The organism is Dorea sp. AM10-31, assembly GCF_003435815.1.
In the GTDB taxonomy this organism is placed as follows: Bacteria; Bacillota; Clostridia; order Lachnospirales; family Lachnospiraceae; genus Dorea_D; species Dorea_D hominis.
This window is the reverse complement of record NZ_QTUV01000001.1, coordinates 576,885-591,806: the sequence shown is the minus strand read 5'-3', so window position 1 is coordinate 591,806 and position 14,922 is coordinate 576,885. Positions and strand designations below refer to the sequence as shown.

Below are 14,922 nucleotides of genomic sequence, written 5' to 3'. Positions count from 1 at the left end.
GTTGCTAAACGAGCGTCACAGGCGCTCAGCAACGCCGCAGGCGCCAGAATGTGCCAAGGCACATTCTATGTTCTACATTTTATTTATAACAACAGGGAAATGACACGAAAGGAGGCATACTATGAATGTGAGAAAGTAGGATATGTGTTTACAATGTTTGCGGTCAGTCTGCTGGCAATTTGCTTTTTCAGTATAAAAGCAAACGCCATGGAGATTAGTGAAAATGGGAAATATTCACTGGTTTTGTCAGTTCCGTGGGATGACTGGGATGCAGATATTGACGGAGAATACGAAAAACTCATCCGGTTTAATGTTGATCCGGGAGAAACAACCGTAGACATCACGGAGCTTACAAAAGGAATTACAGCATTTAACGGAAAGAACGTCTTTGAAGGCTGGAGAGAAAGTGACGGATCGGAGCTTGTAAAAAATATAAGTATAGATAAGTTTACGAAGTCAGGGGACATTAGTGGTGATGAAGAATATGAGAACGGATATACGCTTGTGGCGAAGTTCTCAGATCAGGAGCTTAAAGACACCGGAACCTATTATATTACACTGGATGGTTTTGCAGGTACGTTACAAGGAAAAAAGAAACTGCGACTTACTTATGACGCTGATCAGTTCAGTACGCTTGATCTGTCAGAATTTCAACCGGAGAGAAAAGAATGTAATTTTGTCGGCTGGGACTATAATGGAGAAGTGATTTCTTCTGTAGACAAATCGGTATTTAAGGATTCGGATGCCGTTAATATTACTGCTTTATATAAGAGTACAGAACCGCTGGATGAGGAATCCTATATACTTAATTTCGACGCCAATGGCGGAACTCTCGATGGGGAGAAAGTAAAGAAATGTAATTACCTTGGCGGCGCCGACAGCGGAACAAGTATGGCAATCTTTCCATATATTCCTGAAAGAGCAGGATATAAATTTATCGGATGGAATTCTAAGAAAGATGGAAGCGGAAATAATTATAAATACATATATTGGAGAGCATGGTCTGCCTGGAATGATGAGGAGTCCGAGTTTGAGCGGGACGGTCTGATCGAAGATAAGAACATGTACCGGAATCTCACATTGTATGCAAAATGGGAGAAGCTTCCGGAGACAGAGAAAAAAGTTGGAAAAGTCAGTCTTGCAAAAGCATCCTATACTTATGATGGAAAAGTAAAGAAACCATCTGTAATTGCAAAAGATAAGAACGGTAAGAAGATTGCAAATTCTTATTATAGCGTATCTTATCCATCCGGATGTAAGAAAGTCGGAAACTACAAGGTGAAGATTACGTTCAGGAAACCATACAGCGGAAGTTTTACAAAAACATTTACGATCATTCCAAAAGGAACATCTGTGAAATCTTTAAATGCAACAAAGAAAAAGCTGACTGTAAAATGGGCAAAGCAGACGAAGGAGACGACCGGTTATCAGATCCAGTATACAACGGATGCGAAGTTTAAGAAGAGCATCAAGACGAAAACGATTTCAAAGAACAAGATAACAAGCGCATCACTTGGTAATCTGAAATCAAAGAAGAAATATTATGTGCGTATCCGTACATATAAAAAAGCCGGAAATGCAAAATACTATTCTGCATGGTCAAAAATTAAGAAAGCGGTTGTGAAATAGTTGGAATATTGAAAGAGTGATGCCAGCGGTGGATAACTTCCTGCTCAGGCACTATCATAAAAAATGCTGTCTCGTTATGATATATTCAGAAAATTGGGAACATATCATTGTGAGGCAGCATTTATGCGTGTTGCTATTAGTTAGATTAAGCCATAGTGGCTCAAGGTCTTATTACGTTAGATGGCTCTTGTGTACTCTTTCAGCCATTCACGCTCATCGTCGTTCAGGTGCGGAGCAACAATCTCATAAACTTTCTTATGGTAGTCATTGAGCTGTTCTCTTTCCTGATCTGTCAGCATCTCAGGGATGATGGCATCCAGATCGATTGGAACGTAAGTGATTGGTTCAAAATATAAGAATTGACCATATTCGTTCTTCTCGCCTTCTCTTACAAGCAGTTCATTTTCAGTACGGACACCGTGGCTTCCTTCAATGTAAATACCCGGCTCGTCTGTGATTACAAGACCTGCCATCAGAGGTGCATGCTCTTTTTCACGGATTGCACAGCGGAATCCGCAGGATGCTTCGTGGATGTTCATTAGGTATCCGACATCATGTCCGGTTCCGTGGTTGAAGTTGATACCACGTCTCCAAGCAGGCATTCTTGCCAGAACATCCAGATTGTAACCGGTTGTTCCTTCCAGGAATACGGCATGTGCCAGATTGAAGTTACACTGAAGAACAGTTGTAAAATCTTCTTTCATACGTTGTGTCAGTTCACCAAATGCGAAAGTACGGCTGATATCTGTAGATCCTTCTAAATATCCGCCACCTGTATCTGTCAGGAATAATCCGTTCTCAGTAAGCGGGATATCTGTTTCCTGAGTCGGCTCATAATGCACGATCGCACCATGTTCGCCGGATGCGCAGATCGGCTCAAAACTCTGCCACAGATAACCTTCCTGCTCTTTACGGAAAGTTTCCAGTTTGGCAGCAGCGCTTAACTCTGTGATTTCAATCTTACCAATGTTAGTTTTCAGCCAGTACATGAACTTCGTCATGGCTACGGCATCTTTTTTATGTGCATTAATGATATTTTTGATCTCGACATCATTTTTCTTTGCTTTCATAGCAATTGTCGGATTTACCTGCTGTACAACTTTTGCTCCGTCCGGAATGTTGTTGAACAATGCATAGTTTAATCTGTTTGGATCAACAAGAACAGTAGAATCAGCGCTTAAGTTCTTGATATCCTCATAAATTGCATTGTACGGATGCAGTGTAATGTTATTCTTTGCAAGAGCCGCTTTCATATCATCATTCAGCTTGCGCTCGTCAATGTAAAGCTTCATCTCATCCATTGTTACAATGGCATAAGAAAGAAGCAGCGGGAAGAAATCTACGTCATCTCCACGCAGGTTTGTGATCCAGCATACATCATCAAGAGCTGCGATGATATGCACATCAGCGCCGGCTTTTTTCATAGCCTTGCGAACACGAGCAAGTTTGCTTTCTGTGCTCTCACCGGTGTATTCTTCGCCAAGAGCAAATGCCGGTTTTTCAGAAAGTGCCGGACGGTCTGTCCACACCTTATCTACCAGATCTTCAGAATAGTTGATCTTACCATTTTTAGCTGCAACGGCTGCTTCTAGTGCAGTACCTTCTTCGATAGCGATAACACGTCCGTCGAAGCCAAGTGTTCCATTCTCCGGAAGTACCGAAGCGATAAATTCTTCTTCTGTCGGTACACCAGGCTCGCCCATTTTATAAAGCTTCACACCTGTGCCGTCTAACTGCTGCTCAGCCTGCAGGAAATATCTTCCGTCAGTCCACAGACCAGCCTGATCTTTTGTGAAAATGGCAGTTCCGGCAGAGCCAGTGAAACCTGTCATGTATTCCCTTACTTTAAAATGATCGCCCACATATTCGCTCTGGTGAAAATCATCGGTTGGAATCATGTAAACGTCGTAACCACGTTCTTCCATTAATTTACGAAGAGCGGAGATTCTTTCTGGTATTGTCATAATAAAAACCTCCTTCATTTTTCTTATATAGAAATACCTTCCAAACAAAGATTGTAGCACAATCGTTAATAAATGAACAGGAAGAATATTGTCAAATTTTTGTGATCGCGTTAAGTTATATAAAAAATTCCATCCGCTACATATCTAATGCTTGTATAAATGGTAAGGATCTTTTCAAAAATGAAGATTACACATTAAGCTATGCAAAGGTAAGAAATATTACTCTGGAGGTTTTTATGACCTTTGGATAGTTGTATGAATGAGAGATATCCTTTATACTTATTGTAGATAATATACTAGGGGAGTAGAAGCAATCAACAGAAAGGAGACGCGTATGAAAAAGAAACATTGGAAACAACATGTAACTACAGTTATACTTTCTGCAACATTGTTCCTTGTATTGATATTCATGTCAGGAAAATTGGGGATGGTTGCATATGCATCAGACAAAATAAGTGGAGAAGTTGGAACATTAAAATGGTATTTGGAAGAACAAAAGGATGTAGTCGATGAAAAGGAACAGGTGGAGACTGCGCTTGTGATTTCCGGGAAAGGAGAGATTCCAGATTATAAAAATCCGGAAGACAGACCGTGGAATGGAATTGCGGATCAGATTGAGAAAGTGGAAATCAAATCAGTGAAAGGAAAGGATAATATAACAAAGATTGGAGCAAGAGCTTTTGAAAATTTGCCAAATTTAAGTCGGGTATGGATTCCATCATCTGTAAGAATAATTGAAAAATATGCATTTAAAAACTGCCCGAAACTGGATTTTGTAACCATCATGTCTTCTACGGGTGTGGATGAAGAAGCTTTTGATCCGGACGTAATACAGGATGTCATTTGCGATCATATGTATATGGGAAGAGTTTATGTTGCGGATGATATTGTAATGGCTACACTGAAAAAGGATGGAAAATGTAGTTATGAAATTTATTGCAGTGGTTGTGGAGATTACGTAGACAGTGCAGGAGATCAGAAAATTCCGTTTATAAAATCCATATATTTACAAAAGAAAAATTATGTGTATACCGGTAAAAAGATTACACCGGAAGTTATCGTAAAAGACAGAAAGAGAAAAGTACTTGAGAAAGACAGCGACTATAAATTAAAATATTCTGCAGGAAGACAGTATGTTGGTACTTATACGGTAAAAGTGAATGGATATAATAAGTACAGATTCACGAAGAAACTGTCCTTTATCATTAAGCCGCAAGGTACAAAGATTGTGAAAATATCTGCCGGAAAGAAAGCATTTACAGTGAAAGTGCAGAAACAAAGTATACAGACAACAGGGTATGAGATTGCATATAGCACAAATAAGAATTTCGCAAAAGGCACGGAGAAGAAACTGGTGATACCGAGTAATAAGACAACAAAAAAGAAAATTACCGGATTAAAAAAAGGCAGAAAATATTATGTGAAAGCCTGTACTTATAAAACAGTCAAAGGGAAAAAATATCATTCCAGATGGAGTGAAGTGAAAACTGTGAGAGTAAAATAACACTGCGAAATAATCAGCCGGGATCATAATAGCAGGGACTTTTCAAAAAAATATAACAGAAGAAAGGATTAACTATGATATACGCAAGTCACCTGATCGCAGATAATGAGATGCAAGAAATAATAGAACAGACAGGAATGGGCGTGGAGAGTATCGATTTTTCCATTGCAGATGTTCTGGATCACTGGGAAGAACATTTGCCGGAATATAAAGAGAGGCTTCACGTAATGGGAGCCGCACATCTTACGCTGCATGGTCCGTTTCTGGATCTGAATCCGGCGGCGTATGACAGCCAGATCCGTCAGGTGACAAGACTTCGCTTCGATCAGTCCTATGAAGCAGCAAGAGAACTGGGAGTAGAAAAGATTATATATCATAGTTGTTATTATCCACAGGTTTATTTTCTGGAAGGATGGGCAGAGCGTGTTGCAGAATTTATGAACCAGTTTCTGGAAGGACGTTCAGACATAGAAGTTGCATTGGAAAATGTATTAGATCCAAAATGGGAGTCGTTAAAAGCGGTTGCAGATCAGGTAGAGGCAGATAATTTTGGCTTGTGTCTGGATATCGGACATGCTAACTGCTATTCAGCCCAGCCGGTAGAAGAATGGGCACAGGGATTAAATCCTTATCTTACGCACATCCATGTACATGATAATCATGGTGATAGAGATGCGCATCTTGCACTCGGAGACGGTAATCTGAAGTGGGAGAAAATTCAGGAGATATTTATGCAGGAAGAAAAAAGGCGCAGAGAAACCGGCTGCCAGAAAGAGCTGACATATACAATCGAATGTGCGAAGAAAGAGTGGATTTTGCAATCCTGGGAAAAACTCTCATGTATGTAAAAATATTTATCGATTTTTAAAAAGGGGGATGTGAAAAAACTCAATCGAGTTTTTTCACATCCCCTTTCGATTGCCATAATTCAATAAAGACTTTGTGCCGTAGATATAAGTTTGCGGAAAACAGACCGTTTTCCCACTTGCTTGAAAGCATTGCAGTATGCCGGGTTTCATGTGGCAAGAACGAGGAAAAATAGAAATTCATATTTTTTGAGTAGAATATCAAATGTTCATATTTCCTTTCGAATGTTAAACTTTAGTCACATTAAAGATAAGTGCATGTAAAGAAAAGCACAAGAAGGAGATAAAGGGAATGGAGAACAACAACAGTAAAAGTAGTGTAGTTTACCAGGGTAAGATTCCTGGAAGAGTAAAATACTCCTTTGCGTTTGGGGCATTGGGTAAGGATTTGATTTATGGAATGATCGCAACATTTTCCATGATCTATTTTACAGATATTATTAAAGTAGCACCGGCATTCATCGGAACTATGTTTTTTGTAGCAAAGATCTGGGATGCGTTTAACGACTTATTCATGGGAATGATCGTTGATAACACAAGAAGCCGTTTCGGTAAATTCGTACCGTGGCTTGTAATCGGAACTCTGATCAATGCATTCGTATTTGTAATCGTATTTACAGACTTCCATTTATCAGGTGTAAGCCTTTGCGTATTCGCATCCGTTATTTACGTTCTGTGGGGAATGACTTATACAATCATGGATATTCCATACTGGTCAGTTATTCCGAACCTGACTTCTGATCCGCAGGAACGTGAGAAAGTATCCGTATTACCACGTATTTTCGCAAGTATCGGTCAGTCACTGATCATTGCAGGATTTGGTGTACAGATCATCAAAGGCCTTGGTGGAGATTACACAGGATACCACAGATTTGCATTAATCATTGCAGCAACATTTATCTTTACAATGGCAGTATGTGTACTGAATCTTCCAAAGATCCAGCATAATGTCGATAAGAAAGATAAGATGAAATTCAAAGATATTTTCACAGTCATTAAGAAAAATGACCAGTTAAGATGGGCAGTTCTCCTGATTCTCTTATATAACGTAGCAATTCAGGCTATCATGGGAGTTGCAACATACTATTTCAGTTATGTATGTAACGATGCAGGAATGTTATCTGCATTTATGATCAGTGCATCTGTTGCCGAGGTAGTAGGTCTTCTGATCTTCCCGAAAGTTACAAAAATTTTATCCAGAAAGAAAGCATTCTTAATGGCATGTGTACTTCCGCCGATCGGATTAATTCTTCTGTTAGTTGTTGGCTTTGTATGCCCGACAAATATTCCACTGACTGCAATTGCAGGTGTGATCGTTAAGACAGGAACTGGTCTGGAACTTGGATGTGCAACTGTATTCCTTGCTGACGTCGTAGATTATGGCGAGTATGTGCTCGGAAACAGAAATGAAGGAGTTGTATTCTCCCTGCAGACATTGATCGTTAAGCTGACGGCTGCATTTACATCACTGGCAATTGGATTTGTTCTGGAGCTTACAGGATATGTTCCGAATGCTGTTCAGTCATTTGCAACACAGAATTCCATCCGTATTTTAATGTGTGTTGTACCGACTATTGGAGTTATTCTTGCATATGTTGTATTTAAGAGTAAATACAAATTAAGTGATGAATTTATGAAAAAAGTCGTAGCAAAGATCACTGGTTCTGCGGTTGAAGAATAGATAAAATAATCATAGTGAACAAATAAGACAAGTCGATTTTAGAGGGATAAAATCGGCTTGTCTTGTGTTATAATATGAGGAAAAGCCATTGGTTATATAAGATGAATATGAGGAGTGTGACAATGAGGACATTTCAAATTATTTTAGCAGATGATGAACAGCAGATCCTTCATGGAATGGAAAGAGGTATTGACTGGGAGGGACTTGGATTTTCAGTTGCGGGAACGGCACAGAACGGAAAAGAAGCGCTGGAACTCATGGAAGAATATCACCCGGATCTGGTGATCAGTGATATCAAGATGCCGTTTATGGATGGTCTGGAACTGGCGAAGAACATACATGAAAATTACATGAATACGAAGATCATTCTATTTTCCGGATGGGATGATTTTGAATATGCCCGCCTTGCAATTAGCTATGGCGTGTCGGAATATATTATGAAGCCGATCAACTATGATGAGATGCGAAAGCTTCTGACAGATATGCATGAAGAACTGGACAGGGAATACGATGAGAAAATAAACCGCGCCCGGCTGGAACATGCCTATGCAGAGAGTCTCCCACTTTTAAGGCAGCAGTTTTTCACCCGTCTTGTTACCGAGCCAATGGATGTAGAAGAGCGGGAACAACAGATCAAAAGTTTAAAGCTTGATTTTTCAGATTTTGTTTATTCAGTAGTAGCAGTCAAAGTGCAAAAAGGCGAGGAAAAGGATATCTTAAGTGAACTGTCGATCAAAGAGACATTAAAGGAAGCGCTGGAAAAGATTGCAAATGTGTATGAATTTGGTATGAGTGATAAAGAAATATTTATCCTTGGCAGTAACAAAAAACACGATATCGGGAAAATCACCCGGACGATCGACGAGACGGCTGTGCTGATCGAGCGTATTTTTGGCAGCAGGATTTCCTGTGGGATCAGTGGAAATGCAGAACGCTTGAAAGACATGCCGGTGTTATACGAACAGGCGGTGGAGGCGCTGGATTATAACCTCGTCCTTCCGGAAGAAAGTTATACTTATTACAATGATATTATGCCTCTTCAGGAAGTGGAAGATGACTGGAACACACAGGTAGAAATGATTGGAAAAAGCATTACACACTGTTCGGAAGAAGAACTGAAAAATCAGGTGGAAGAATTACTTGCATGGCTGCATAAGGGGCATTATAACCTGAATGAATATCAGATTGTCATTCTGGAGATATCCTTTTCATTTGCAAGATTTTATAAGAAATATCAAATCACATCCGATACAGAATTTGCCGGTTCCAAGAAGATGGCAGTGAAGATCCTTTCCTTAAGTACAGGAGAAGAACTGGAGCACTGGCTGATGAATTACTGTCAGCTCATCCGTTCGCTGATTCAGAAAAAGCAGATAGATAATAATGTAATTCTGGCGGAAAATGCGAGAAAGATTGTAGAAGAGAATTTCCAGAATCCGGATCTCAGCGTAGAATCCGTATGCGACGAATTGCATGTCAGCACATCCTATTTTTCAAAAATATTTAAGCAGGAGACGGGCGGCACATTTTTGAATTATTTGATCAGTCGCAGAATGGACGAAGCGAAGAAACTGCTTTTGCAGACGGATTATAAGAGCCATGCGATCGGTGCAATGGTAGGTTATCCGGAGCCGAATTATTTCAGCTATGTATTTAAGAAAAACTGCGGTATGTCACCGGTGAAGTACAGGAAACTGGAAGGAGCGGAACATGAAAAATAGAAAAATAAGCATCCGACTTGTATTTCCGGTTGTGATGTCGGCATCTATTGCAGTTTGTATTATTAGTTGCATGCTGTTATTTTCCTATTATTTTTCTACATATTTTCAGAAAGATGCGATTGAGAAAACAGGAAAACAAAAAAATGCACTGGCACAGAGCCTGGAAAAAGAAATTGACAACATGAATGATCTGACAAATTCTATATATTATCAGGAGATCAAGGAATATGATGTGAGTGGCAGATTGTTCAGCGAAGAAATGCAGCAGCGTATCAACCGGGAAACAGACACGATTTATGCGGCAGCATTGTATGATGCGAACGGCAGAGATTTATGGCATTCTGAGAATCTGGAAAATATGCAGAAAGAAGAGATTCGCGAAACGACATGGTTCCGTCAGGCGAAAGAAAACATAGAGACGATAAATTATGGACAGAAGAAATTACTGCTGAATGGAGAGTCCTGCTATATTTACGAAATCAGCCGCTATGTAGAATATATCGATCATGGAAGTATGAAATCAGGAGTTCTTCTGCTGGATTATTATACGGATTCGATGGATTCTGTTTTGCAGCATTATAAAAATCAGAAGTCCGCATATTGTTATCTTTTAGATGCAGATAACCAATTATTATATCACCCATTTGAAAAACAGATTGTTTCCGGCCTTTATGAGGAGAAGACGATAAAGGTGGCACTTGCGAGTAAAAATTACAAAATATACAGGGCAGACGGAGAAAGATGGATGCTCATGCGGCAGCAGATCGGTTATACCGGCTGGAATGTTGTGCTTGTAAGTTCCATGTCCAGTCTGGATCTGGAAAACCGGAATCTCTATTCCGTGGCATGGTTTACACTTTTGCTCGTTGGTGTGATTCTGATCTTCCTTGATATTCTGCTTTTTCGCAGTTTTACGAATCCGGTTTACCGTCTGCTTCGGACGATGCAGGAATTTGGAAAAGGAAATTATGAAGTAAAAGCAGAAGAAGAAGGAATCGGTGAGCTGAAAAATTTAAGTGCACATTTCAATATTATGGCAGATAAATTACAGAAGCAGATGGAAGAAATCCGTGAGAATGAAAGAGAGAAGCAGAAGATGGAGAAGAAGCTTCTGCAGTCCCAGATCAACCCGCATTTCTTATATAATACATTAGATTCGATCATCTGGATGATCCGCAGTGAAGAATATGAAGGCGCCGGCGAGATGGTTTCATTGCTTGCAAAATTTTTCCGGACTTCCTTAAGCCAGGGAAAAGATATGATCCCTCTGGAAAAGGAATTGGAGCATGCGACCAGCTATCTCGCAATCCAGAATATCCGCTTCAAGGATAAATTTGAATTTAAAGTAAAAGCAGATCCGGCGTTATTGAAATACCTTTGTCCGAAGTTATCGATACAGCCACTTCTGGAAAATGCAATCTATCACGGAATGGAAGGCATGTATGAGGACGGCGAGATTGAGATCCACATTTATGACAAGGACGGAAATATAGGAATAGATGTAGCAGACAATGGTCTTGGAATGACGCAGGAAAAAATAGATTATATTATGCACAATAAAGTGGTATCCAGCAAGCGTGGATCCGGAATCGGTGTGCGGAATGTAAATGAGCGGATCCAGCTGATCTATGGTGAGGAATATGGAATCACGATCACGAGTGAGCTGGACGAAGGAACAACTGCGACAATTACAATTCCGAAGATGGAGGAAACGGATGAGACAGAGTAGAAAAAAACATGCAGTTCTGATACTGCTGCTTCTGCTTATCGCACTGGTATCAACCGGGCTTATGACGAAGCACAGCAAAATAGAAAAAAGAAGCAGAATGACAGTTGTTTTTCCCAAAAATGAACCGGAAGATCTGTCGGCATTACAGGATGGAATCCGCGATTATGCATACGATCATCAGGTGAAATTAGATGTCTGGTACAAAGAACAGATGTCAGCAGAAGAACTGAAAAAGCTGATAAAAGAAGAAAAGAAAAATAATTCAAAAGGTGTCGTGCTTGTCTATCCGGAAAACTATCTGGAGAAACAAGCAGATGGCTATGTTTATAAGGATGTTCTTGCTGTGACAGATAGAATGCAAAAAGAATTTAAGTATTACGCTTCCTTTGCAGAGAGTAAAGAAAAAGCGTACCGGCTTCCGGTAAAGACATCGGTTCTGGAGCAGGTAAAAAACGGGAAGAAAAAGGAGATCCTGCTGGAAAATACATATAAACTCGGATACGAAAGCATGAAGATGAAAACGATCACTCTGAAGCCGGTAAAGCTTGACAGAGAGACGATGGAAAGCGGTAAATATGATGCATTATTTGCCGGATAAGGAGCAAAAATGAAATCAAAAATGGATAAATACAATCTGATACTAGTGGGACTTTTCATGTTCCTGGTCATTCTTACTATCCTATGGAAAATGCCGCAAAAGGAAGACCGGTACGTGCATGTAGGAATTGCTGCGTATGATCTGGATGATACTTTTATGGAGAGTTATATAAAGGATCTGCAGGATAAGATGGAACAGATGAAAATAGAAGGAAAGAAAGTTTCCTACGAGATTTACGACGCAAAAGGAAGCAGCCGGAAGCAGGAAAAGCAGCTACAGCGCATGTATGCACAGAAGTATGATGTAATTCTTGTCAATCTGGTAGAGCCGTCTTCTGCGGCAAGCATGATCAATGATGCGGAAGATGCAGACATTCCGGTCATATTATTTAACCGTGAAGCAGATGATAAGGATCTGAAAATTGTAAAAAAAGTCTGGTATGTAGGAACAGATGCAAAAGCAGCCGGAGCCATGCAGGGAGAAATGTTAAAGAAAATCTGGGAGGAACAGAAAGGAAAGATTGACCGGAACAAAAACGGAAAATTGGACTATGTGCTTGTAGAAGGAGAGGAAACACATTTTGATGCCATTCGCCGGACAAATGGATTTCTTGAGTCGAGCGAAGATATGCCTATGAATCAGAGAGCAAATCTGTCAGCGGACTGGAAGAGAGAACTGGCGACAACAAAATTTGCAAAACTGGATAAAGAAATAATTAACAACGCGGAAGCTGTTATATGCAACAATGATGATATGGCACTGGGCGTCTACGATTATTATAAAAAACATCATTCGCAGATGCCGGTAATCCTTGGAATTAACAATAGCCCGGAAATGAATCGGAAGATCATGACAGGAGAGATCTACGGTACGGTTGACAACAAGATGGAAGACCAGGTTGGACATATTTGTCAGCTGATGAAGGCGATTTTAAAAGAGAATACTAAAAAATATAAGAAAGTCTGGTACAGCACACCTCATGCAATCACGAGGACGAGCTGCAGAGAATAAAAGGCTTAAGATTATAAGCTGAAAGTAAGTATAAAAATAAGCATGAAAAAAGGACCATGCAGTCCGCAGGTCCTTTTTTAGTGACGGTACATTGCTGCGAGATATAAATAATTAGCACCATAGAAATCCATAACCTCGTGCAAGTAATTTTTAATTCTTTTCATCATATCGATTCACTCCTTTCTCTTGATTACATGGTCATTATAAGATGAAAATACAGATAATGCTTGCCAAATCGGACAAAAAAGTAGACAAATATTGCATTTCAAATATCAAAGTGATAACCTTGGATACAGAGTAAAGCAAAGCAGAAAATAAAAGAGGCGGACAAGAGATTATGCATTTACAATATAAAAATACAAAACAGAATATCCAGGCAGTGCAGAAGAGGGCACGTCACGTTGCGCCGCATCTTCACAATACGCTGGAGCTTGTTTATGTGACGGAAGGAACGCTGGAGCTGGGTGTCGGACAGGAGCTTTATCATCTGGAAACAGGAGACATGGGAATTATATTTCCGGATATCATCCACCATTATCAGGTATTTGGCGCAGATGCACATAAAATTTATCTTGTAAATATAGCGGCAGGAAGTATCGGATCCTTCGGTGAAGAGTTACAGAAATATGCACCTGTCATGCCAGTGATCAAAAGGAGCGAACTGGGAGAAGAGGTTATTCATGCGCTGTACCGTATGATGCTGACGCAGGAAAGGGAGTTCACGATTCTGCAAGCGTATTTACAGATCGTGCTTGCAAGATGTGTACCGCTTCTTGATCTGGATGAAAAATCCAAGGTTGGAAGTGATGATCTGATCTATCAGACAGTAGCATATATTTCCGGACATTTCAGGGAAAATATAACGTTGGATAAGATGGCACAGGATCTGTGCGTAAGTAAATATGCGATTTCCCGTGTGTTTTCGGGAACATTTCACAGCAATTTTAATCAGTATGTAAATGATGCGAGAATCCGCTATGCATGTTCGCGACTGGAAAATACCCGGGATTCAATCATAGAAATCTGCCTGGACAGCGGATTTGAAAGCCAGCGGACGTTTAACCGTGCATTCAAAGAGCGTTACCGGATGTCACCGAGCGAATACCGGAAAAAATGGAGAGAACATTCCGGTGTTATCAGTTTGTAAAAATGAAAAGAACATCCAGTTATTTTGTGTTTGTAAAAAGAGGACGTTATTATGGAAGATTCTTATGTATTGCAATTATTAAAACCAAAATTTAAAGATTTTCATTTAAGTTTTTGTGGCTATGCAGAATGTGAACCTCTGCATAGCTATGGACCGGCCTCCAGGCCTAATTATATATTACATTATGTAATGAAGGGGAAAGGCATCTATCAGGTGGGGGAAAACAAGTATCATCTGTCAGAAGGACAGGCATTTTTAATTGAACCGGAAAGTCTGACGTTTTATCAGGCAGACAAGGAAGAACCGTGGGCATATCTATGGGTCGGATTTGGGGGGACAGAAGCTTCCAGATTCGTGCGGGATTTGGGACTAAACGGGCGACAGCTGACCTGTGAATGTGAATATGGAGATGAATTAAAAGAAATCGTTTTTGAAATGCTTCGTCATACCCAGTCAACAGCAGAAAATCTGTATTATCTCCAGGGAAAGTTGTACCAGTTTTTTTCGGTGCTGGCACGAGGCATTGAGATTAAAGAATATGCAGATAATACAAAAGAAAGCATGCATGTACAGGAAGCGATTGATTATATTAAAAATTCTTATTCGCAAGGTATCACAGTTGCAGATATAGCAGAATATCTGGCATTAAACCGAAGTTATTTATATACAATTTTTATGAACAGCCTTGGAATTTCGCCAAAAGATTTTCTGACAGAATTTCGGATCTCAAGAGGAAAAGAACAGCTCGTACTTACGGAACAGTCGATTGAAGACATTGCAGTTTCCTGTGGGTATCGCAATTCGCTGGCATTTGGAAAAGTATTCAAACAGAAAATAGGAATGACGCCAAGTGTATATCGAAACAGTAACCGTAAGAAGGCGAGAACAAGACTGATTTCTGCACAAAATGAATTGGAAGAATATCAAAAACATAAAACGATTTATGTAAAAGATATTGAGAAAAACAAAGAAAGTAATAGATAAAATGTTCTGAAAGACATCATATACCTAACATTTGGGATATTATTCTTAACAAAATGGTATAACGGATGTCTTTTTTTTCGCGTTATAC

The 14,922-nt window shown here is 39.8% G+C and carries 11 protein-coding genes; 10 read left to right on the top strand and 1 reads right to left on the bottom strand.

The annotated features are described in order from the left end of the window. Window positions 1–99: 99 nt before the first annotated feature. Complete coding sequence (locus DW125_RS02950) at window positions 100–1,629, top strand: fibronectin type III domain-containing protein (RefSeq protein ID WP_158549880.1); 1,530 nt, start codon at window positions 100–102, stop codon at window positions 1,627–1,629. A gap of 176 nt (window positions 1,630–1,805) precedes the next feature. Here DW125_RS02950 and DW125_RS02945 read toward each other — a convergent pair whose 3' ends face one another. Further along, the gene (locus DW125_RS02945; protein WP_117537064.1) at window positions 1,806–3,593 is read right to left on the bottom strand and encodes an aminopeptidase P family N-terminal domain-containing protein; all 1,788 of its coding nucleotides are present in this window, start codon (window positions 3,591–3,593) and stop codon (window positions 1,806–1,808) included. A 334-nt stretch (window positions 3,594–3,927) separates the two neighbouring features. On the opposite strand from DW125_RS02945, the gene DW125_RS02940 reads away from it, so the two are divergent. The 9 genes from DW125_RS02940 (at window position 3,928) to DW125_RS02900 (ending at window position 14,834) form a co-directional block, all read left to right on the top strand. Continuing rightward, on the top strand, window positions 3,928–5,097 hold the full coding sequence (locus tag DW125_RS02940) for a leucine-rich repeat protein (RefSeq protein WP_021860066.1): 1,170 nt from the start codon (window positions 3,928–3,930) through the stop codon (window positions 5,095–5,097). Window positions 5,098–5,171: 74 nt separating this feature from the next. Next, on the top strand, window positions 5,172–5,945 hold the full coding sequence (locus DW125_RS02935; RefSeq protein ID WP_117537063.1) for a sugar phosphate isomerase/epimerase family protein: 774 nt from the start codon (window positions 5,172–5,174) through the stop codon (window positions 5,943–5,945). 310 nt (window positions 5,946–6,255) lie between these two features. Continuing rightward, window positions 6,256–7,644, top strand: a complete 1,389-nt coding sequence (gene melB / locus DW125_RS02930) for a melibiose:sodium transporter MelB (RefSeq protein WP_117537062.1) — start codon at window positions 6,256–6,258, stop codon at window positions 7,642–7,644. A gap of 122 nt (window positions 7,645–7,766) precedes the next feature. Continuing rightward, window positions 7,767–9,365 carry a response regulator gene (locus tag DW125_RS02925; RefSeq protein ID WP_117537061.1) on the top strand — a complete coding sequence of 533 codons (1,599 nt, stop codon included), beginning with the start codon at window positions 7,767–7,769 and terminating at the stop codon, window positions 9,363–9,365. Beyond that, on the top strand, window positions 9,355–11,094 hold the full coding sequence (locus DW125_RS02920; RefSeq protein WP_117537060.1) for a cache domain-containing sensor histidine kinase: 1,740 nt from the start codon (window positions 9,355–9,357) through the stop codon (window positions 11,092–11,094). The genes DW125_RS02925 and DW125_RS02920 overlap by 11 nt, the downstream gene beginning before the upstream one ends. Beyond that, on the top strand, window positions 11,081–11,692 hold the full coding sequence (locus DW125_RS02915) for a hypothetical protein (protein WP_117537059.1): 612 nt from the start codon (window positions 11,081–11,083) through the stop codon (window positions 11,690–11,692). The genes DW125_RS02920 and DW125_RS02915 overlap by 14 nt, the downstream gene beginning before the upstream one ends. A 9-nt stretch (window positions 11,693–11,701) precedes the next feature. Further along, window positions 11,702–12,703: a galactose ABC transporter substrate-binding protein gene (locus DW125_RS02910; RefSeq protein ID WP_117537058.1), complete on the top strand. Its 1,002-nt coding sequence runs from the start codon at window positions 11,702–11,704 to the stop codon at window positions 12,701–12,703. A 337-nt stretch (window positions 12,704–13,040) separates the two neighbouring features. Further along, on the top strand, window positions 13,041–13,850 hold the full coding sequence (locus DW125_RS02905; RefSeq protein ID WP_117537057.1) for a helix-turn-helix transcriptional regulator: 810 nt from the start codon (window positions 13,041–13,043) through the stop codon (window positions 13,848–13,850). Between the two features lie 51 nt (window positions 13,851–13,901). Next, the gene (locus DW125_RS02900; RefSeq protein ID WP_021860075.1) at window positions 13,902–14,834 is read left to right on the top strand and encodes an AraC family transcriptional regulator; all 933 of its coding nucleotides are present in this window, start codon (window positions 13,902–13,904) and stop codon (window positions 14,832–14,834) included. Window positions 14,835–14,922 lie beyond the last annotated feature (88 nt).